At 40.5% G+C, this 19,756-nt stretch carries 16 protein-coding genes and 1 riboswitch; of the genes, 8 read left to right on the forward strand and 8 right to left on the reverse strand.

The genetic code is table 11. The features are described 5' to 3' along the window. Positions 1-16 precede the first annotated feature (16 nt). Entirely contained in the window at positions 17-598 is a 582-nt protein-coding gene (locus tag H5119_RS08150; RefSeq protein WP_182701864.1) for an aminodeoxychorismate/anthranilate synthase component II, read from the reverse strand. Between the two features lie 263 nt (positions 599-861). On the opposite strand from H5119_RS08150, the gene glpK reads away from it, so the two are divergent. Beyond that, positions 862-2,355, forward strand: a complete 1,494-nt coding sequence (glpK, locus tag H5119_RS08155; protein ID WP_182701865.1) for a glycerol kinase GlpK — start codon at positions 862-864, stop codon at positions 2,353-2,355. Between the two features lie 86 nt (positions 2,356-2,441). Beyond that, a complete protein-coding gene (glpD, locus tag H5119_RS08160; RefSeq protein ID WP_182701866.1) occupies positions 2,442-3,944 on the forward strand; it encodes a glycerol-3-phosphate dehydrogenase in 1,503 nt (500 codons plus the stop codon). 13 nt (positions 3,945-3,957) lie between these two features. Here the strand turns inward: glpD and H5119_RS08165 are convergent, their stop codons facing one another. Further along, positions 3,958-4,356 (reverse strand): thioesterase family protein, encoded by a 399-nt coding sequence (locus tag H5119_RS08165; protein WP_138585196.1) that lies wholly within the window; start codon positions 4,354-4,356, stop codon positions 3,958-3,960. A gap of 24 nt (positions 4,357-4,380) precedes the next feature. On the opposite strand from H5119_RS08165, the gene H5119_RS08170 reads away from it, so the two are divergent. Next, positions 4,381-5,085, forward strand: coding sequence for a 2OG-Fe(II) oxygenase (locus H5119_RS08170; RefSeq protein WP_182701867.1), 705 nt, complete (start codon positions 4,381-4,383; stop codon positions 5,083-5,085). Between the two features lie 20 nt (positions 5,086-5,105). On the opposite strand, the gene H5119_RS08175 is transcribed toward H5119_RS08170, so the two are convergent. From H5119_RS08175 to H5119_RS08200, 6 genes are all read right to left on the reverse strand, one after another. Further along, on the reverse strand, positions 5,106-6,341 hold the full coding sequence (locus H5119_RS08175; RefSeq protein ID WP_182701868.1) for a cysteine desulfurase-like protein: 1,236 nt from the start codon (positions 6,339-6,341) through the stop codon (positions 5,106-5,108). A 9-nt stretch (positions 6,342-6,350) separates the two neighbouring features. Next, the gene (locus H5119_RS08180) at positions 6,351-6,983 is read right to left on the reverse strand and encodes a 2OG-Fe dioxygenase family protein (protein ID WP_182701869.1); all 633 of its coding nucleotides are present in this window, start codon (positions 6,981-6,983) and stop codon (positions 6,351-6,353) included. A 200-nt stretch (positions 6,984-7,183) separates the two neighbouring features. Next, complete coding sequence (gene acnB, locus H5119_RS08185; RefSeq protein ID WP_182701885.1) at positions 7,184-9,781, reverse strand: bifunctional aconitate hydratase 2/2-methylisocitrate dehydratase; 2,598 nt, start codon at positions 9,779-9,781, stop codon at positions 7,184-7,186. A 602-nt stretch (positions 9,782-10,383) separates the two neighbouring features. Beyond that, positions 10,384-11,448 (reverse strand): OmpA family protein, encoded by a 1,065-nt coding sequence (locus H5119_RS08190; protein ID WP_182701870.1) that lies wholly within the window; start codon positions 11,446-11,448, stop codon positions 10,384-10,386. Between the two features lie 227 nt (positions 11,449-11,675). Then, entirely contained in the window at positions 11,676-13,085 is a 1,410-nt protein-coding gene (locus H5119_RS08195) for a YdiU family protein (RefSeq protein ID WP_182701871.1), read from the reverse strand. 11 nt (positions 13,086-13,096) lie between these two features. Beyond that, a complete protein-coding gene (locus H5119_RS08200) occupies positions 13,097-13,792 on the reverse strand; it encodes a DNA-3-methyladenine glycosylase I (protein ID WP_182701872.1) in 696 nt (231 codons plus the stop codon). 191 nt (positions 13,793-13,983) lie between these two features. Continuing rightward, a riboswitch (Lysine riboswitch) is annotated at positions 13,984-14,184 on the forward strand. 129 nt (positions 14,185-14,313) lie between these two features. Here H5119_RS08200 and dapA point away from each other — a divergent pair. From dapA to H5119_RS08225, 5 genes are all read left to right on the forward strand, one after another. Then, on the forward strand, positions 14,314-15,198 hold the full coding sequence (dapA, locus tag H5119_RS08205; RefSeq protein ID WP_182701873.1) for a 4-hydroxy-tetrahydrodipicolinate synthase: 885 nt from the start codon (positions 14,314-14,316) through the stop codon (positions 15,196-15,198). A 15-nt stretch (positions 15,199-15,213) separates the two neighbouring features. Continuing rightward, positions 15,214-15,954: a 2,3,4,5-tetrahydropyridine-2,6-dicarboxylate N-succinyltransferase gene (locus H5119_RS08210; protein ID WP_182701874.1), complete on the forward strand. Its 741-nt coding sequence runs from the start codon at positions 15,214-15,216 to the stop codon at positions 15,952-15,954. Then, positions 15,954-17,159 (forward strand): PLP-dependent decarboxylase, encoded by a 1,206-nt coding sequence (locus tag H5119_RS08215; protein ID WP_182701875.1) that lies wholly within the window; start codon positions 15,954-15,956, stop codon positions 17,157-17,159. The genes H5119_RS08210 and H5119_RS08215 overlap by 1 nt, the downstream gene beginning before the upstream one ends. A 5-nt stretch (positions 17,160-17,164) precedes the next feature. Further along, positions 17,165-18,286, forward strand: a complete 1,122-nt coding sequence (locus tag H5119_RS08220; protein WP_182701876.1) for a succinylglutamate desuccinylase/aspartoacylase family protein — start codon at positions 17,165-17,167, stop codon at positions 18,284-18,286. A gap of 380 nt (positions 18,287-18,666) precedes the next feature. Then, positions 18,667-19,701 (forward strand): phospholipase A, encoded by a 1,035-nt coding sequence (locus H5119_RS08225; protein ID WP_182701877.1) that lies wholly within the window; start codon positions 18,667-18,669, stop codon positions 19,699-19,701. Positions 19,702-19,756: the final 55 nt, after the last annotated feature.

Here is a 19,756-nt window from a genome sequence, read left to right on the forward strand (position 1 = left end):
ATTTAATAGTACTAGATTAAAACCGAGTTAAAAAGTTATCAAGCAATTCTAAGCCTTGCTCAGTTAAAATTGCTTCAGGGTGAAACTGCACACCTTCAATTGCTAGTTCTTTATGAAGTAACCCCATAATTTCGTCAAACTCGCCTTGCTCAGTCTGAGTCCATGCGGTTACTTCAAGTTCTTTAGGCAAAGTTTGTGCTTTAACCACTAAAGAATGATAACGGCACACTGTTAATGGGTTAACTAAATCTTTAAACACACCTTTATTGGTATGAATTATAGGTGATGTTTTACCGTGCATTATTTTTTTTGCACGGACTACGTCGCCACCCAAAGCTTGTGCGATAGTTTGATGCCCCAAGCAAATACCTAAAATAGGGTATTGACCTTTTAACTGCTCAACCACACTTAACGAGACACCCGCTTCGTCAGGCGTGCATGGCCCCGGCGATAAAACGATATGCTGCGGGTTTAACTGTTTTATTTGTGCAATGCTTAGCTCATCATTACGTTTAACTAACACGTCTTGATCTAATCGCTGAAAATATTGCACTAAGTTATAGGTAAACGAATCGTAGTTATCGATCATTAAAAGCATGTAATAAAGCACTCAAAGTAATTATTTATCGCGGATTATTTCCGCACCACGCATTCTAACTCAAGCGGTTAAAAGTGTCAGCGGTTTGTAGAGGCGATTTAATCGCGTCACGAGGCTTATTATTAATCAGCATAATGACCATGACTGCGTACTCTATCGCTCTTCCTTTAAAATAAATCAAGCGAATATGTTCCTAAAAAAACATTGCCATTAACTTACGTTAAAGAGATGCTAGTAATATCTAAGATAAATAACGTTAAATTATGTCCAAATATATACTCTCCATTGATCAGGGAACAACAAGCTCTCGCGCTATTTTATTCACAAAAGACGCTGACGCTTTTGATTTAGCTCAACAGGAATTCCCACAGCATTTCCCTCAAAATGGCTGGGTTGAACATGATCCAAATGACATTTTGCAAACCGTGCTCAGTACTAGTCGAGAAGTGATGGCTAAAAATAACGTTAAGCCTGAAGAAATTATTGCCATTGGAATTACTAACCAGCGCGAAACGACGCTGGTATGGAACAAAAAAACAGGAAAGCCGATTTATAACGCCATTGTTTGGCAAGACAGACGCACCAGCGACTATTGTAAAAAGCTTAGCAGCGATGAGCTTTGCCAAACCATTAGCGAAAAAACAGGCCTATTACTCGACCCTTATTTTTCAGCGACTAAAATTCGCTGGATTTTAGATAATGTTAAAGGTGCAAAAGAGCAAGCTGATGCTGGCGAACTTGCTTTTGGCACTGTTGATACGTACTTACTTTGGCACCTAACTGGTGGTAAAGCGCACCGCACAGATGCAACAAATGCGTCACGCACCATGTTATTTAATATTCATACTCAGCAGTGGGATCAGGCGTTACTCGACTTATTTGATATTCCTACATCTATGTTGCCAGAAGTAATGGACTCAGCGGCTGAGTTTGGTTCAACAAGCGCTGATATTTTTGGCGCACCAATTCGTGTGTGTGGTATTGCTGGCGATCAACAAGCCGCACTTATTGGCCACGCCTGTTTTGAACAAGGTATGGCTAAAAGTACATACGGTACCGGCTGTTTTTTAATGCTAAATACAGGCGAAAAAGCACTCACATCTAAAAATCGTTTACTTACAACCGTTGCCTATCGCTTAAAAGGAAAACCAACCTATGCCATTGAAGGCAGTATTTTTATGGCGGGTGCCACCATGCAATGGATTGTTGAAGGTTTAAAATTACTCAGTCATGCAGGTGAGAGTGAATCTTTAGTTAAAGATGTCCCGCTGGATCATGGTGTATTTTTAGTTCCCTCATTTACAGGTTTAGGCGCACCTTATTGGGATGCTAATGCACGTGGCGCAATATTGGGGCTCACACGCGACTCTGGTATTAGTACCATTGTTGCAGCAGCGTTGCAGTCAGTTGGTTATCAAACTAAAGATTTACAAAAAGCGATGGAGCGTGATGGCTTGCGCCCAAGTGTACTTAGGGTGGATGGTGGTATGGTTAAAAACAATTGGGTAATGACGTTTTTATCCAATATTTTAGGTGCCACAGTTGAGCGCCCAGTGGTCACTGAAACAACCTCTTTAGGCGTAGCCTATTTAGCAGGCTTACACACTGGAGTCTTTGAATCAACTCAGCAGCTGTCAAAAATGTGGGTATGCGAGCGTCGCTTTGAGCCAACAATGAGCGCCGATGAACGTAACGATCTATACGCAAAATGGCAGCACTGCGTAGCGCAGGTATGCTTATCGAGCGAAGATAGCTAACCGTTAAACGGCGCAAAACAGTTATCAAGCCGATGACTTGAAATTACAAGCCACGACTAACTAACCCTAACCAAACAAGGTGATCGATGAAACTAATAAATAACGACTATGACTTACTCGTCATCGGTGGCGGAGTTAATGGTACAGGTATAGCTGCAGATGCTGCAGGTAGAGGGCTCAAAGTACTGCTATGTGAACAATCAGATCTCGCCTGCGCAACATCCTCAAATAGCTCTAAGTTGATCCACGGTGGTTTACGCTACCTTGAACATTACGAATTTAGATTAGTAAAAGAGGCATTAACAGAGCGTGAGGTATTATTAAAAAATGCGCCTCATATTATGTGGCCGCTAACTTTTAGATTACCCCATCAACCTCATTTACGCCCTGCTTGGATGATCCGCATTGGCTTGTTTATCTACGACAATTTAGCAAAGCGCGTTACCTTACCTGCATCCAAAAGTATAAAATTTGATGAGCATAGTGTATTAGAGTCTTCTATAACTAAAGGCTTTGAATACGCTGATGGTTGGGTTGATGACTCCCGATTAGTGGTTTTAAATGCCCTTGCAGCAAAAAATAAAGGCGCCATTATTGCCACGCAAACCAAATGTATAAAAGCACAGCGCAAACAAGATAAGTGGCAAGTAACACTTGAGCAGCAGGATTCTAAATCGCAATATAGTATTTCAGCCAAAGGCATTGTTAATGCAACAGGTCCTTGGGTTGCCAAGCTGTTTGATGATGCATTAACAGAAAAATCGCCACAAAATATCCGCCTTGTTAAAGGCAGTCACATTATTGTGCCTCGCATTCACAGCCAACCACATGCTTATATTTTGCAAAATAAAGACCAGCGCATTGTATTTGTTAGCCCTTTCGAGGATGACTATTCTTTAATTGGTACTACCGATGTTGAATACAAAGGCGCTGCGCGAAATGTGAAAATAAGTAATGAGGAAATCGATTACTTAATCAACGTAACGAACAGTTATTTTAAAAAACAGATTAAATACGACGATATAGTGCATACCTTTTCGGGTGTACGACCGTTACTCGACGATGAATCGGTTGATGCCCAATCGGTCACTCGTGATTATAAATTAACGCTTTCTAGCGAAAATAAACAAACACCGTTACTAAGTGTCTTTGGCGGAAAAATAACAACCTATCGTAAACTCTCTGAAAATGCGGTTGATAAACTCCAAGAGTTTTACCCACAAATGGGCCCCGCATGGACTAAAGACAGCGCATTACCTGGTGGTGGCTTTAGCTGCGTAGAGCGGTTAAAATCTGAGTTTAAAAGTAACTATAATTGGTTGCCCGCAGAAATATTGAATCGCTTTATACGCACTTATGGTACACGCACTAAAAACATTTTAGGCTATGCAAAACAGTTAACTGATTTAGGCCAAAACTTTGGCCACGGTTTATTTGCCGCTGAAGTTGATTTTTTATTGCAAGAAGAATGGGCACAAAACGCACACGATCTATTGTGGCGTCGCACCAAGCTTGGCCTGCGCTTTGACGACGCACAAACCGCAGCGCTTAGTGATTACATCGAGCAACGCTTAGCAGTAGGAGGTTAATTAAATATTAGGGCTAACTTTGCGTCGTGAGATGCTCATTTAGCAAGCGTTTTTCTTGTGTTGAAAGCGCTTGTTTAGCCTTGGCAGTAAAATCATATCTCACCATAATTGCTTTACCTATTGCGCAGCATTTATCGTGTTGCCATGCCTCTTGGCGTAACACAAAAGAACTAGTGCCTATATGCTCTACAGAGGTTTTGACTGTTACCTCATAGCCATAAAACAACTCACCAACAAACGACACTTCTATTTTGGCAATAATTAATTTCCAGTCGTGTGGGTTAAGATCAGGAGTAAAAAATTTAAAAATAGGGGCACGTGCAACTTCAAACCATACAGGGAGTACTGTATTGTTAATGTGTCCGAGCGCATCTGTTTCACTAAAGCGCGGCATCACTTTTTCAATAAACATAATAATCCTTATAAAAGGTAACTCATGACGGACTTTATTCGCGTATTCGATAATGCGCTAAGCAATGATTTTTGCGATAACTTTATTACTACATTCACGCAAAGCCCGCATGTAAAACAAGGGGTCACATCAGGCGGAGTCGATTTAAAGAAAAAAGACAGCCACGATTTACATTTAAATAATCACCCCGAATATGCCCAGCAATTAAAACATATTCAGCAAACCACTGCACAGTATGTTTTTAAATACATTGAAGAACATATTTTTATGATGATCGGAGCATTTGGCTTAAAGGTTTATCACCCAAAAACAGCTGAAGTTGTCGATTTAACTCAAGAAAATTTTGAAGACGTGGGTAAACCGCAATTACCTTTGCTTGTTCAGCAAATTTTTAGACTCGGTAATATTCAAGCGCAAAAATATGAGGTAAATAAAGGTGGCTATCCTTATTGGCACAGTGAAGTTTATCCGCAGCTACAGCATAACGAAGCTTTGCATCGCGTATTGTTATTCATGTTTTATTTAAACGATGTGCAAGAAGGTGGTGAAACAGAGTTTTACTATCAAAATCGTAAAATAGCACCTAAAAAAGGCACAATGGTAATAGCGCCTGGCTACTTTACACATACTCACCGAGGCAATAAGCCTGTATCTAACGATAAGTATATTTTAACATCGTGGGTACTGTTTAATCGTGCAGAACAAATATATGGTGCGCCTGAAAGTTAGCGCACCACAATCAGTATGATTTAACCTAGTAGTTCATCAAATAAATCAAATAACTGATCCAACTCTTCGATGGTGTTGTAATGCATGCAACCTATGCGCACTACACCGCCTTTGTCGAGAACGCCTAGTTGTTCACACAAGCCTTGTGCATAAAAATTACCATCCCACACACAGATGTGATGCTTGCCTAAAAATTCAGACACTGCACGCGGCTCAAGCCCTTCGAAAATTAAAGCAAAGGTCGGTGTACGTTCGGTTAAGCGATCAAAGTCATCAATACCGAATAATTTTATACGCGGATAATTAACTAAGCGCGTTAAAAAGTGCTCACTAAGCGCCATTTCGTGCTGTTTAGTTTTAGCAAAAGCCACGCTTAACTTTTCGCGTCGTGAATAACTATCGTCAAGCTCGCTAATTGCCGCAATGTAATCAACAGCGGCTATAAAACCTGCCATTGCTTCAAAACTTTGTGTGCCGGTTTCCCAGCGACCTGGCGCTACGTCTTTAGCTGGCTCAACTTTGTAGGGAGTAAACCCCTCTAAGTGTTCTTTTTTGCCGTAAACCATGCCTAAATGCGGACCAAAAAACTTATACGCAGAACAGGCTAAAAAGTCACAATCAAGCGCTTGTACATCAACAAGTTCGTGCGGTGCGTAATGTACGGCATCAACATAAACAAGTGCGCCTACAGCGTGAGCAAGCTTTACAATACGTTTAATATTGTTAATTGAACCTGTGGTATTTGAGGCATACGTTACCGCTACAAGCTTAGTGTTGCTGTTTAATAAACTTTCAAACTGCGCCATATCTAAGCTGCAATCAGCTTCGTTAATTAAAGCCGTATTAACTTTAACGCCTTTATCTTCTGCAGCTTGTTGCCACGACGATACATTCGAGAAGTGATCAGCATTGGTTACAATTATTTCATCGCCAGCCTGCCAATCACGTGAAATTGCACGGCTAAAGCTAAATGTTAGGCTGGTCATGTTTGGACCAAACACAATTTGTTGTGAGCTAGGTGCATTGAGTAAATCAGCCGCCGCTTGGCGCGCATTCGCCATTAACTCAACCGTTTTATCACTTGAAAAAAATGCACCGCCTAAGTTTGAGTTGTAATGCCCTAAATAAGCCGTCATTGCATTAAGTACTTGCTGTGGTACTTGCGAACCACCTGGACCATCTAAAAAGACCGGCGATTTACCATCAACGTTTTGCATTAGTGCAGGAAACTGCCCACGTAATTGCGCTATGTTCATACTTATTCCTTAAGACGTTAATACGAAACAATCCAGGTAACCTAGTTTGCTCGCATCAATTTTGTTCATAGGTGTTGCGTTATGCCATACTTGACGGTCATTTATTAATGCAAACATACCGTCTTTTATTTCCATTTTAAAACAAGGCTCAGCTTGCTTGTTTTCGTATACAAGTAGTTCGCCACCTTCTAAATTTTCGTGAGAAACACCACATACGCACACATGATCAAACCCATCCTGATGAACGCCTTCTGGCGCTGCGGGTGTATCACTATCAATGGCAAGCATACGGAACTGATGAATTTCTATATCACGCTGCTCATCAATACCGGTAATTTGGCAAAACTCATTTACAATATTTTTCATACCTTCTGATTCAAGCAAGCTTTGCTCTAGATTTTCATAGGTGCGCTCTACATTACCTTGAAAGGTATTAATTGAATCATCTTGCACAAATGCTTTAGTTTTTTGTAACTGTAATTCACCATTTTGCATTTTAACTACTGAATAACGACGTTTTCGAAAAGCACCATCTGCATATGGATTAGCAGGTAGGTTATCAAAAGAAGGCTTAACCAAATCAATGTTTATTTGGTTAATAAAACGAAGTTGCAGTAAATTCTGGTTGTTTAATGCTGTCATAAAATCTCGCCTAAAATAATGAGAATATTGGCGAGGATTTTAATGCATTTTGAGAGAATTTTTTGCTTTATTACTTACTTTAAAAGCAACTTAAGACCAGAGTTAATACAATAATGTAAAAAAAACAACATGAACTATCTAATATTTATTTTAGCCAATAAAAAACCCGCCGAAGCGGGTTTTTAAACAAACTTTAAAAATTATACAGCTTGTTGAATAATCACTTTATCTGCTTTTTTAGTGTAAGCAGGCATACGGTGGAAGTTCAAGTAACGGTATGTATCTGACGCCGTTGCATTGATCTTCGCTGCGTATTCTTGGTACTCAGCAGATGTTGGTAATCTACCTAAAATAGCCGCTACTGCAGCAAGTTCAGATGATGCTAAGAATACGTTTGCGCCATTACCTAAACGGTTAGGGAAGTTACGTGTAGAAGTAGACACAACCGTTGCTTTATCTGCAACACGTGCTTGGTTACCCATACATAGTGAACAACCTGGAGTTTCGATACGTGCGCCAACACGACCAAAAATACCGTAGTAACCTTCTTCTGTAAGCTGATCTTTATCCATCTTAGTAGGTGGAGCAACCCAAAGCTGAGTCGGTAATTGACCTTTAAAGCCATCAAGCAACTTACCAGCAGCACGGAAATGACCGATGTTTGTCATACAAGAACCGATAAATACTTCGTCGATTTTCTCGCCAGCAACGTCAGAAAGAAGACGCGCATCATCAGGGTCATTTGGTGCACAAAGAACAGGTTCTTTAATTTCGGCTAAATCGATATCAACTATATGAGCGTACTCAGCGTCTTTATCAGCTTCCATAAGCTCTGGATTAGCTAACCAATCTTGCATTGCAGTAATACGACGTTCAATCGTACGTACATCACCGTAACCTTCAGAGATCATCCACTTAAGCATAACAATGTTTGATTCTAGGTATTCAGAGATAGACTCTTTAGATAATTTAACTGTACAACCAGCTGCAGAACGCTCTGCAGATGCATCTGATAGTTCAAACGCTTGCTCAACAGTTAGGTGCTCAACGCCTTCAATTTCTAGTACGCGACCAGAGAATTCGTTAATTTTACCTTTTTTCTCAACTGTTAATAAACCTTGTTTGATGCCGTAATAAGGGATTGCATGTACTAGGTCACGTAAAGTAATACCTGGCTGCATTTCGCCTTTAAAACGAACCAAAATTGATTCAGGCATATCAAGTGGCATAACACCGGTTGCTGCTGCGAATGCTACTGCACCCGAACCCGCTGGGAATGAAATACCTAATGGGAAACGAGTATGTGAATCACCACCAGTACCTACGGTATCTGGTAATAACATACGGTTTAACCATGAGTGAATAATACCATCACCTGGGCGAAGTGAAACACCGCCACGGTTCATGATGAAATCAGGAAGCGTATGGTGAGTGTTTACATCGATAGGCTTAGGGTAAGCTGATGTATGACAGAAAGACTGCATTGTTAAATCTGCAGAGAAACCTAAACATGCTAGATCTTTTAGTTCATCACGTGTCATAGGACCTGTTGTATCTTGCGAACCAACAGTTGTCATTTTAGGCTCACAGTACTGACCTGGGCGAATACCTGCAACGTTACATGCTTTACCAACCATTTTTTGCGCTAATGTAAAGCCTTTATCTGAAACTTCTGTTGCTGTTGGTACTTTAAATGTATCAGTTGCACCTAAGCCAAGAGATGTACGCGCTTTATCAGTTAAACCACGACCGATAATTAGTGGAATACGACCACCAGCACGAACTTCATCTAAGATCACATCAGACTTAAGTTCAAAAGTAGAAATTACTTTATCAGTACCATGTTGCTTAACAACACCTTCATATGGATAGATGTCGATTTGTTCGCCCATGTTGAGTTCATCAACATTTAATTCGATTGGTAATGCGCCTGAATCTTCCATTGTGTTGAAGAAGATTGGCGCAATTTTATTACCTAAACATACACCGCCAACACGCTTGTTTGGTACGAATGGGATATCATCGCCCATAAACCAAAGTACAGAGTTAGTTGCAGATTTACGAGAAGAACCCGTACCAACAACGTCACCTACGTATGCAAGTGGTAAACCTTTGGTTTTTAATTCTTCAAGCTGAGTAATTGGACCTACTTCGCCCGCTTTATCAGGTGTAATACCGTCACGTTCAATTTTTAGCATTGCTAAAGCATGCAGTGGGATATCTGGACGAGACCATGCATCTGGTGCAGGAGACAAGTCATCAGTATTTGTTTCGCCAGTTACTTTAAATACAGTTACTGAGATCTTTTCAGCAACCGCTGGTTTATTAGTAAACCATTCTGCATTTGCCCAAGACTCAATAATTTGCTTAGCGAATGTGTTACCTGCTTTTGCTTTTTCTTCTACATCGTAGAACGCATCAAACATAAGTAATGTGTTTGAAAGGCCTTTTACTACGATCGGCGCAAGCGTTTCATCATCAAGTAGGTCAATCATAGGTGCGATATTGTAACCACCTAACATTGTACCTAACAGTTCTGCTGCTTTTTCTTTAGAAATAAGTGGAGAATTAGCTTCACCTTTAGCAACTGCCGCTAAAAATCCTGCTTTAATATAAGCAGCATCATCCACGCCTGCAGGAATGCGGTGAACTAATAAATCTAAAATGAACTCTTCTTCACCAGCCGGTGGAGTTTTAATTAATTCAATAAGATCAGCTGTTTGCTGAGCATCTAATGGCGCTGGTACGATACCTAACGCGGCACGTTCTTCTACGTGTTTACGATATTCTTGTAGCACAATATTGCCCTCTTGGTGACGTGAAAGTATCCGGTAGCGCTTCATGCGCAACATATTACCCAATACTTATAGTATTCTATCGCGTGATTATAAAGCTTTTATAGATAGATGAAAATCCATCCAGTTACGCAACTGATTATACCGACTATAAATATTATGAATAGTGGTTAGGTTAAAATCTATTTTCATGAATGTTTATTAAGTAAGAATCATTGCTATTTAACCTTAACTCTGGTTAAGGGATTTACTAACATATTGAATTATTGTGATATTTAAATTTATTTTTTCTAGTCAGAGATTTTCAGTGAAAACAAGGCGAATTTACGCGTCAATAGCGGGTCTATTGCAAGTAAATTCAACGCAGTTAGCGTTGAAAATAGCTGCTCGAGATGGGTTTATTATCCAGAGTTCAGGTTATTTATAGTTTATCGACAGTTGATCCGCATCCATGTAGTTGTATATCAGAAAATTTTAACGCAGTTAGGCGTCAGGTTTAATCCCTCAAATTGATAAAGTTCCATTGTTATAACGTTACCTACTTTTAATATACGCATAAAAAAACCCAGCGCGTGGCTGGGTTTACAAAACTTAAATTCTAACTATTAACGCTTAACTTTTACGCGCTCAACAGTTGATACATGAGCTTCAACACGACGGTTTTCTGCGTGTGCAGCTTTAGTATTAGCTGTATTTTTAAGACGTTCTTCGCCGTAGCCTACAGTACTAATACGATCTCTTGAAATACCATCTTTAACTAACTCATCAGCAACATCATCTGCACGCTTTTTAGATAGTTTTTTGTTGTAACTTGCGTCACCAACAGCTGAAGCATGACCTTCAAGTAATACTGTTGTCTCTGTATGCTCTTTCAAAAACTTTGATACCGCAGCAATGTCGTCAAAATATTGTTGCTTAACCATCGCAGAGTCATGTGGGAATGTAACTAATAAGCTAGTCGTTACCTTAGCTTCTTCATATAAAGTACATCCATCGCTATCAACTGCATCTATCATTGGTGTGTTTGCACATTTATCATCTGCATTAACAACACCATCATTGTCGCTATCAGCAGGAGTTGCAACTGGTGCTTCAACAACTACAGGTTCTGGTGCCGGTTTAACAGGCTCAGCAGGTGCAGAGTTTTGGCCAAATAAGTAGTTAATACCAATTTTAGCGCCTAAATCTGTATAACCTTTATCAAGACCTTGATAAACGGCTGTTTCTGCATTTACAAACAAGCCGTCTGTGATGAAATGTTGGTAACCAACACCTGCATTTAAAAACGTATTATCTTTAACAACGTCAATTTCTTTAATACCGAATAAACCGTAAAAAGGACCGCCATTAAAGTGGTACAAACCGTCAATGCCGTAACGCTCACCGTCAACATTGTTGCGGTTACCATTTACTTTATCAAAAGCGTTAAAATCCATGTCTGCATATTCAATTCGTGCACTCCAGTAATCACTGAAACGGTAGCCTACTTCAGCACCCCAACCAGTCGACTCATTGATATCAAGGCCAGCTTGAGCGCGGATATTTTCCCATGAAGCATCGTAGTAATCACCGAATGCACCAATGTAAAAGCCTTCTTCTTTATCTGCAGCAAATGTAGACGCACTAGTTGCAGCTAGCGCAATTGCGATTGCAAGTGATTTTAATTTCATTGTTTTGTTCCCATTTTTTTAACAACTAATAAATTGTAGCTAATGAACTCTAGCTCAACCAGTTTTGTACAGACTACCTTAACCTTTGTTAATCGATACTTAACGAAAACAAAGGTTATTTTAATTGCATCGGATAATACCACTTGAACATGACTTACCCTAGCGATGACGTGTTTACGATTAAAAATGGCTCTTTATAATCATGCAATTACATTTGCAATCAATGATTAAGTACCACAAAAGGTGCGATAACCATTATCACTCTCTGGCACAGCCTGAAATTCTAATAATTCCTCACTCTCTAAATATGGGTTATTTATCACTTTCGTAAAGCGATTTAACACATCACTTGAGCCAAATTCATTATACTCGGTAATTATTTTTTCGATAATGTAATTTCGTGGAATGACTCTAGGATTAGCTTGGCGCATTGTTTGATAGCTATTTTCATCAGTGCGGTGATGCCACTTTATAGCCCACTGTGCTAGCACGTCTGGCACTGTCGCTTTATATTTCAATGATTCAGTTAATGCATCAAAGGTATTGGTGTAATCTAATTGATGGTCCTTTAATAATTTTAATAGCTCACCAATCAAATCACTATCGTCAATATCTGCTTTTGCCAACCCTAATTTTTGTGCCCACATTGCCGTAAATTCAGTATTAAACTGCTCAGCAAAGCTATTAATATGTGGCGTCATTAACGAAACAGCTTGTTCATCATCGTCATGAATTAGTGGTATTAAGCTCTCTGCTAAGCGGGCGCAATTCCAGTTAGCTATATTAGGTTGATTACCAAAGGCATACCGACCTTGTTTATCGATAGAGCTAAATACGGTATCAAAATCAAAGCTATTCATCATGGCGCAGGGGCCGTAATCAATGGTTTCTCCACTCACTAACGTATTATCGGTATTCATTACTCCATGAATAAAGCCAACACGCATCCAGCTCACAACTAGCTTAACTTGGTTTTTAATCACAGCGCCTAAAAATGCTAAATAGCGCTGCGATCCTGTATCGGTTATTTCTGGATAGTGTCGCTCTATAGCTAAATCGGCTAAATTTTTAAGCCCTTCAACATCGCCTTGCGTCGCTAAACATTGAAATGAACCAACACGAATATGACTGGTTGCTAAGCGAGTAACTATTGCGCCTGCTTGTGGCGGATTACGATAAACCGTTTCACCACTACCAACAACCGCTAAACAGCGTGTGGTTTTAACTCCCAGCGCATGCATTGCCTCGCTCATTACGTATTCACGAATAGCAGGACCAAGTGCGCAACGCCCATCACCCCCTCTTGAGTAAGGAGTAGCACCAGAGCCTTTTAATTGAATATCCCACAGCTGATTTTTATCATCATTAATAGCGCCCAGTAAATGCGCTCGCCCATCGCCTAAACGTTGTGAAAAATGTCCAAATTGGTGCCCAGAGTAACCAAGTGCTACTGCAGGAATTGCCTGTTTTTCGTTACCGCTAAAAGTGCTAGCACGCAAATCAGCAGCAACGTTAATATTAAACTCTTTTGCTAAGCTCTCATTCCACAGCAATAACTGAGGAGAGGCAACACTTGCAGGGGAATCTTCTATCGCAAAGTTTTCGGCTATTTGCGTATATCTTGGCACTAATTTCATGGTAATTCCTATTATTGCTGGCTTATACCAACACGGTTATCGCCTACACCATAGGCCACAATTAAGCTTAACTCTTGCATACTTAAGCCACTTTGCTTTTGCATTTCATTAAAAAAGGCTTGGGCTGCACTCAGTGACTTTTTAGTTTGTAAGCCGCCGTCTATAATTTTATGGGCACGCAAATAATTCTCTACATCGCGTGAGAGTAAAAAAGTATCTTTACCAAGAGCTCGTAGCGCATAAGGCCCTGTATTTCCGCCTAAACGCGCGCCATGCTTTTTTAAATACGCCCATAAACCAATAATATCGTCTGCTGGCCAATTAGCGACAAACTGGCTAAAGCTGCCATGTTCTTGTGCTATTTCGTGGATCATGTAAGCATTTTCGGTAATTGTCTTTACCTTTTTATAGTTACGAACAATTCGCTCATCCGTTGCTTTTTGTTCCAGCATATCAGGTGGCATCATTAATAACTTATCAACGCTAAAATCCCAAAAAACTTCTCTAAATCCCGACCACTTATTATTAATGACTGACCAATAAAAGCCGCTTTGAAATACTTTTCGAGTAAATTCTTCCAGCCAATCGTCGTCACTTAACGTGCTTAGTTGTTTTTTAGATAGCGGTTTTGCAAGTAATAACTTAAGCATTTTTTCAGAACCTTTTCGCTCTACCGCTCGCTTATAAATATCGCTAAATTTTTCCATACTAATTAAATACCTCACTACTTATGCTGCTAGTGTACGAGAAAAGCAGCCAATACGTAACCACTCCCATTATCGATGAATTAATCTATATTTAGTCGCTTGACACCCAGACGGCTAAAATGCTTTAATCGCTGCAATTACCCTATTTAAATTGCACAGGTTTGTAAGTTTTACTCTTCAAACAGGTGCAAAGGGCTAGAAGAGGTGCGTTATTCAGGTAGCGTATGTTAGGAGCGCAAACTCCAGTGAGCATACGTGAGGGGAATTAACGCCGAGAAGTAACCACTTTTGCGAGGTGTTTATTTCGGGCGACTAGGTTGAACCCTAGCGACTGTCACCAATAGCTGCTTATAAAAAGTAGCTTATTAGTTTGGTGGAGAGCTTCTGGTCTTAAATATTAAGGCCGTGCGCCCTATTATTTTAAGCCCATTCGCTCTTCGAATTATTAGTTCGAACGACGTTAATGCGGCTCCTTCCATAAAGCTTTTTAACTCTTCGAATAACTTATAAGTTCGTGAGAGATGACCAATAACTTCAATATAAACGACTACACATTATGGACCGCGCTCGTTACGCCATTGGATCAACACGGCGATGTTGACTACAACACGTTAACTAAACTGGTTAGCGATCAAGAAGCGGCACATAACGGTATTTTGCTACTTGGCAGTACGGGCGAAGGCTTGGCGCTAACGCTAAAAGAACAACAAGCCATTGTTGAACACGTATGCCAACTAAAACCAAGTGTACCACTTATGGTTGCCGTGGGCGGCAGTAACTTAAAGCAACAAATTGAATGGGTTAACTACTGTAATACACTACCAATTCATAGCTTTTTACTTGGCTCACCGCTTTATGCAAAGCCCGGCGCTATAGGTCAAACTCATTGGTTTGAAAGCCTACTTAATGCAAGCGCTCACCCATGTATGCTTTATAACGTACCTGGTCGCAGTGGTGTAAGCATTCCAACGGCAACAATTCAAAACTTACAAAACAATAAAAATTTATGGGCACTAAAAGAAGCGAGCGGCAGTATTGCTCAGTTTGAAGCTTACCGCCAAGCGGCGCCTAATTTGGCTATTTTTAGTGGCGACGATGCGCTAATGCCTTATTTTGCTCAAGCTGGCGCAAAAGGTTTGGTGTCGGTAGCTGCAAACGCATGGCCCGCACAAACTCACGAGTTTGTTAAACGTAGTTTAAGTGGTCAACATCCTAATTTATTTGCTCAGTGGACTAGTGCCATTGATAGCCTATTTGCTGTCGCAAACCCCATTCCCGTAAAGGTATTGATGCATTTGCAAGGTCGCTTAAGCAGCCCACAACTTCGTCCACCTTTAACACATCTTGAGTTAACTCAAACCGATTGCATCACAACTGCAAACAACACCATTTTATCTTGGCATTAAATACAGGTTTTTATAATGAGCTGGTTAGAACTATTAAATAATTTAGAATCGGGCGCAGTACGCGCAGCATCACAAAACGAAAGCGGCCAATGGCAAGCTAACGTAGAAGTAAAACAAGGCATTTTAGAAGCCTTTAAAAATGGCACTAATACTGAATTTGCAGGTGGCTTTGTTGATAAACATAACTTAGCTCCGCAAGAGTTTAGCACTGACGATGGCGTGCGCATGGTGCCGGGTGGCTCGAGTGTTCGCCGTGGCGCTTACGTGGCTAAAGGCACCATTATTATGCCACCAGCGTATATAAACATTGGTGCATACATCGACGAAGGCACAATGGTAGATAGCCACGCACTAGTGGGCTCGTGTGCACAAGTAGGTAAAAACGTACATTTAAGTGCTGCAGTACAGCTTGGTGGTGTACTTGAGCCAATTGGTGCAAGCCCAGTCGTTGTTGAAGACGATGCCTTTATTGGTGCAGGCTGTATTCTTGTTGAAGGCGTGGTCATTAAAAAAGGCGCAGCACTTGCCCCTGGCGTGCGTTTATCAGCAACTATTCCAGTATACGACTGCGTAAACGAGCGCCAACTAGATAAAGGCGAGCCAATCCCCGAATATGCCATTGTAATACCAGGCTCTCGCCCTGCGTCAAACGAGTGGGCGCGCGAGCAAGGCTTAAGCATGTCCTGTGCGTTAATAGTTAAATACCGCGACCAGCAAAGCGATGCATCGTTATTACTTGAAGAGGTTTTACGATAATGAGCTTTTTGAGCACGCCTATCAAAACTGCTGTAAATACTATTACACAACAACTTGATACGCCTTTTTTTGTTTACGACCTAGATCAACTAAACATGCATCTTGCACGTTTAGTTGCGCAAACCGATGTAAAACTGTGGTACGCGGTAAAAGCAAATCCCCTGTCTAAAATTATTCAAAGTTTAGACAGCGCTGGCTTTAATTTTGACGTAGCAAGTAAAGGTGAGCTTGAGCAAGTACTCGCACAAGGCATTAGCTCACAGCGCGTGCTCAACACAGGGCCTGCAAAAAGCCCTAAACAAATTAAACACTTTATTGAGCGCGGCGTACGTATATTTGTTGCCGAAAGCCTTAATCAAGTACGTTGGTTAAACCAACAAGCGCAACTACAAAATACGCAGTTACAAGTATTACTGCGGGTGCAATTACGTTGGCCTGAAGGTGAAAAAAACCCACTGGGCGGCGACAGCCTTACGCCGTTTGGTTTAGGTTGTAATGAATGGCAAGCACTCAATGTAGCTGACTACCCTGCGCTTAAATTTGATGGCTTACACATTTTTCAGTGGGGCAACATGCTTAGCACGCAAAAACTAAGCGACTTGTGGTCACAAATGATTGCACCTCTTAGCAAACTTGCAGGCGATTTAAATATTAGCCTTAAAATTCTCGATTTAGGTGGTGGTTTAGGCATTCCCTATACACAAAGCCAAACAATACTTGATTGGGATGACTTAATTGCTGCGCTCGCTAAAATTAAAAATGATGCGGGCGTAGAAGAGTTATGGATGGAACTTGGCCGTTACGCCGTGGGCGAATGCGGTCATTATGCAAACCCAGTAGTAGAGCGCAAACAAAACTATAATCAACAACAAGTTATTTTAAGTGGCGGTATAAATCATTTATTACGCCCCGCTGTTACCAGCCAAGACTTTCCTGCTGCATTACTGCGTGAATCCAGTGCGAAAACTCAAGCGGTCACTTTATACGGGCCACTTTGTACAGCGCTTGATTGCTTAGGTAAACATAACCTGCCAAGCGATTTAAATGAGCACGACTGGCTAGTGTTTAGCCAATGCGGTGCTTACGGCTTTAGCGAAAGTATGCCGTATTTTTTATGCCATGAGCTAGCTGCTGAGTACACATTGCAAAACGGTACACTTACCTGTGTTCGCCAAGCCGAAAATGCCAGCCACTACTTAAGGTAATAAGCATGAGTAATACAACACACATCAGCCAAGAGAACATTGTAGTAGGGGAAGTTGCAAACGGCTTACCACTTACAATTCCTGTGTATCGTTTAAAAGGCGATGGCACAGGGCCTAGTGTTTATGTTCAGGCCAATATGCATGGCGCTGAAGTGCAAGGTAACGCAGTTATTTTTCAGCTGCTTGAGCAATTAAAACACCTAAACCTTAATGGCGATATTACCCTTGTGCCTTATGCCAACCCCATTGGTTGTAATCAAAAATCTGGCGAGTTTACCCTTGGCAGGTTCGATCCGATTACGGGTACTAATTGGAATCGTATGTATCACTACAATAAAAATTTAGTGGCACAGTTTGTAAAAAATCATACCCAGTATGACGACGCTACATTAAAAAGTAACTTCAAACAGGCGCTTATTGACGAAGTAGACAGCAAACTTAACGGCCCAGCTTATTTACTTAATACGGGTAAACGCATTGCGCTTAACCTACAAAAGCTCGCTCATCAGGCTGATATAGCACTCGATTTACACACAGGTCCAATTTCAAGCAAGCATTTGTACTGCCCAACCTATGCAACCGACAGCGCACGTTACTTTAATATTGAGCATGTATTGCTTATTCCTAGTGATTTTGACGGCGCTATGGATGAAGCTAACTTTTGCCCATGGTGGCATTTAAGTGATGCACTTAGCGGGCAAGGTCGCGAATTATCAATACCTGTAGAAGCATTTACTGTAGAGCTAGGCAGCCAAGAAAAAATAGATTTAAAAGAAGCACTAAACGATGCAAACAGTATTTTGAGTTACTTAAACCACAAAGGCGTATTACAAAATGCAATGCATACTCCAGCCGATATAACTCGTTATGCTTGTAATTTAGACGACTACTTTGCTTATTACGCCCCTATTGGCGGTATGGTTGAATACATAGCATCTCTTGGTGGGCACATTAAAGCCGGTGAGCCTATTGCTAATATTTTACGCATGGAGCGCTACTTAACCGAGCAGCCGCTACAAACACTTACTCTTGATTGCGATGCAATTGCCATTTTGCACTTTGCATCGGCAAGCGTTAACCAAGGTACAGAACTTTATAAGTTTTTTACTAACGTATTCGAGCTTTAGCTCCCACTTCTCATTGCGTGAGAGTAATACCAATTGTGCATTAAATTAGTGATCTATTATAGCGATAAGAAAATAGATCAATAACAAGGCTAAAATTATGATACATAGTTGTTCTATATAAATAATTTTTAACGTCGTTAGTGAGTTATTTAATACGCTAGAACGATCATGTTTTTAATAAAATTGGTATAAATTAACTAAAATGGTTAATTTGCATTAAAAAAGCGGCCTAGGCCGCTTTTTTTCTGATCTATATTTACTTTGCATTCGTATATTTTTGGATTTAAATAAAAATTCAGGAAAAGTTCACCGTTACATATGTAAAAAGACGTTATAATTAAATTAACCTAACTCCCCCTCAAACTCACAAAGGAATTACAATGAGCTGGCGCCACTGGATCACTCTTTCTGCTTTAATAAGTACTGCGGCCTTCGCACAAGAAGAAGCCCCTACAAACGAGCAAGACGACAATATTGAGCTTGTAAAACAGTGTATTTTAAACGAAGTTATTGGCGGAGATGGAAAGCAAACTCTGGACGACCTTCGTAAAAAATGTTCGGCCCTTGAAGAAGAAAAACAACTTACCGCACTTGATAAACGCCAAGCACGCGAAGAAGTCGGCAAAAAGAATAGAAATGTAATTACGCCACATAAGCGCAACTATATTTTACCTCTTTCGTACGTCTCACATCCTAACAGTCGTCCTTTTGATCGCTTTGATGAACTAACTGACGAAGAAGATGGCGAACCTCTTGACCATTTAGAAGCAAAATATCAGCTATCTATTAAAGTGCCGCTTTATGATGATTTTGCTGATGATGATCAAGCAATATTTTTTGGCTTTACGCTGCAATCATATTGGCAGCTTTATAATTCAGAAATTTCTTCGCCGTTTCGTGAAACCAACTATGAACCAGAAATATTTTGGGTTAATTATCTCGACCAAGAAAACGTTCCTTGGGGCGACGAAATGGCAATTGCTTTAGGTATTTCGCATCAATCAAATGGCCGCAGTCAGCCAAACTCTCGCTCATGGAATCGTATTTATGCTAATTTCATTTGGGAAAATGAAGGCTTTGTTTTTAGCTTCAAACCTTGGTACCGCATAGCTGAAGATGAAAAAGAAAATGTTCTAGAAGCAAAAGGCGACGATAACCCTGATATTTATCGTTACATGGGTTACTTTGAATTTAGCGGTGCGTATCGACTTAATGATCATGAATTTAGCTTTATGACACGTAACAACTTAAATTCAGATAATCGCGGTGCCATTCAACTAGATTGGTCATTCCCGCTATGGGGTCGTGTACGTGGTTACGCACAATACTTTAATGGTTATGGCGAAAGCTTAATAGATTATAACACTGATATAGAACGTATTGGCGTGGGTATATTGCTGACAGATTTACTTTAGGACCTGTTTATCTTTCGAGGTTAAATTTGCAGCAGACTGTTTGGTATTTAGGCAA

The organism is Pseudoalteromonas sp. SG45-5 (genome assembly GCF_014164085.1).
Taxonomy (GTDB): Bacteria; Pseudomonadota; Gammaproteobacteria; order Enterobacterales; family Alteromonadaceae; genus Pseudoalteromonas; species Pseudoalteromonas aliena.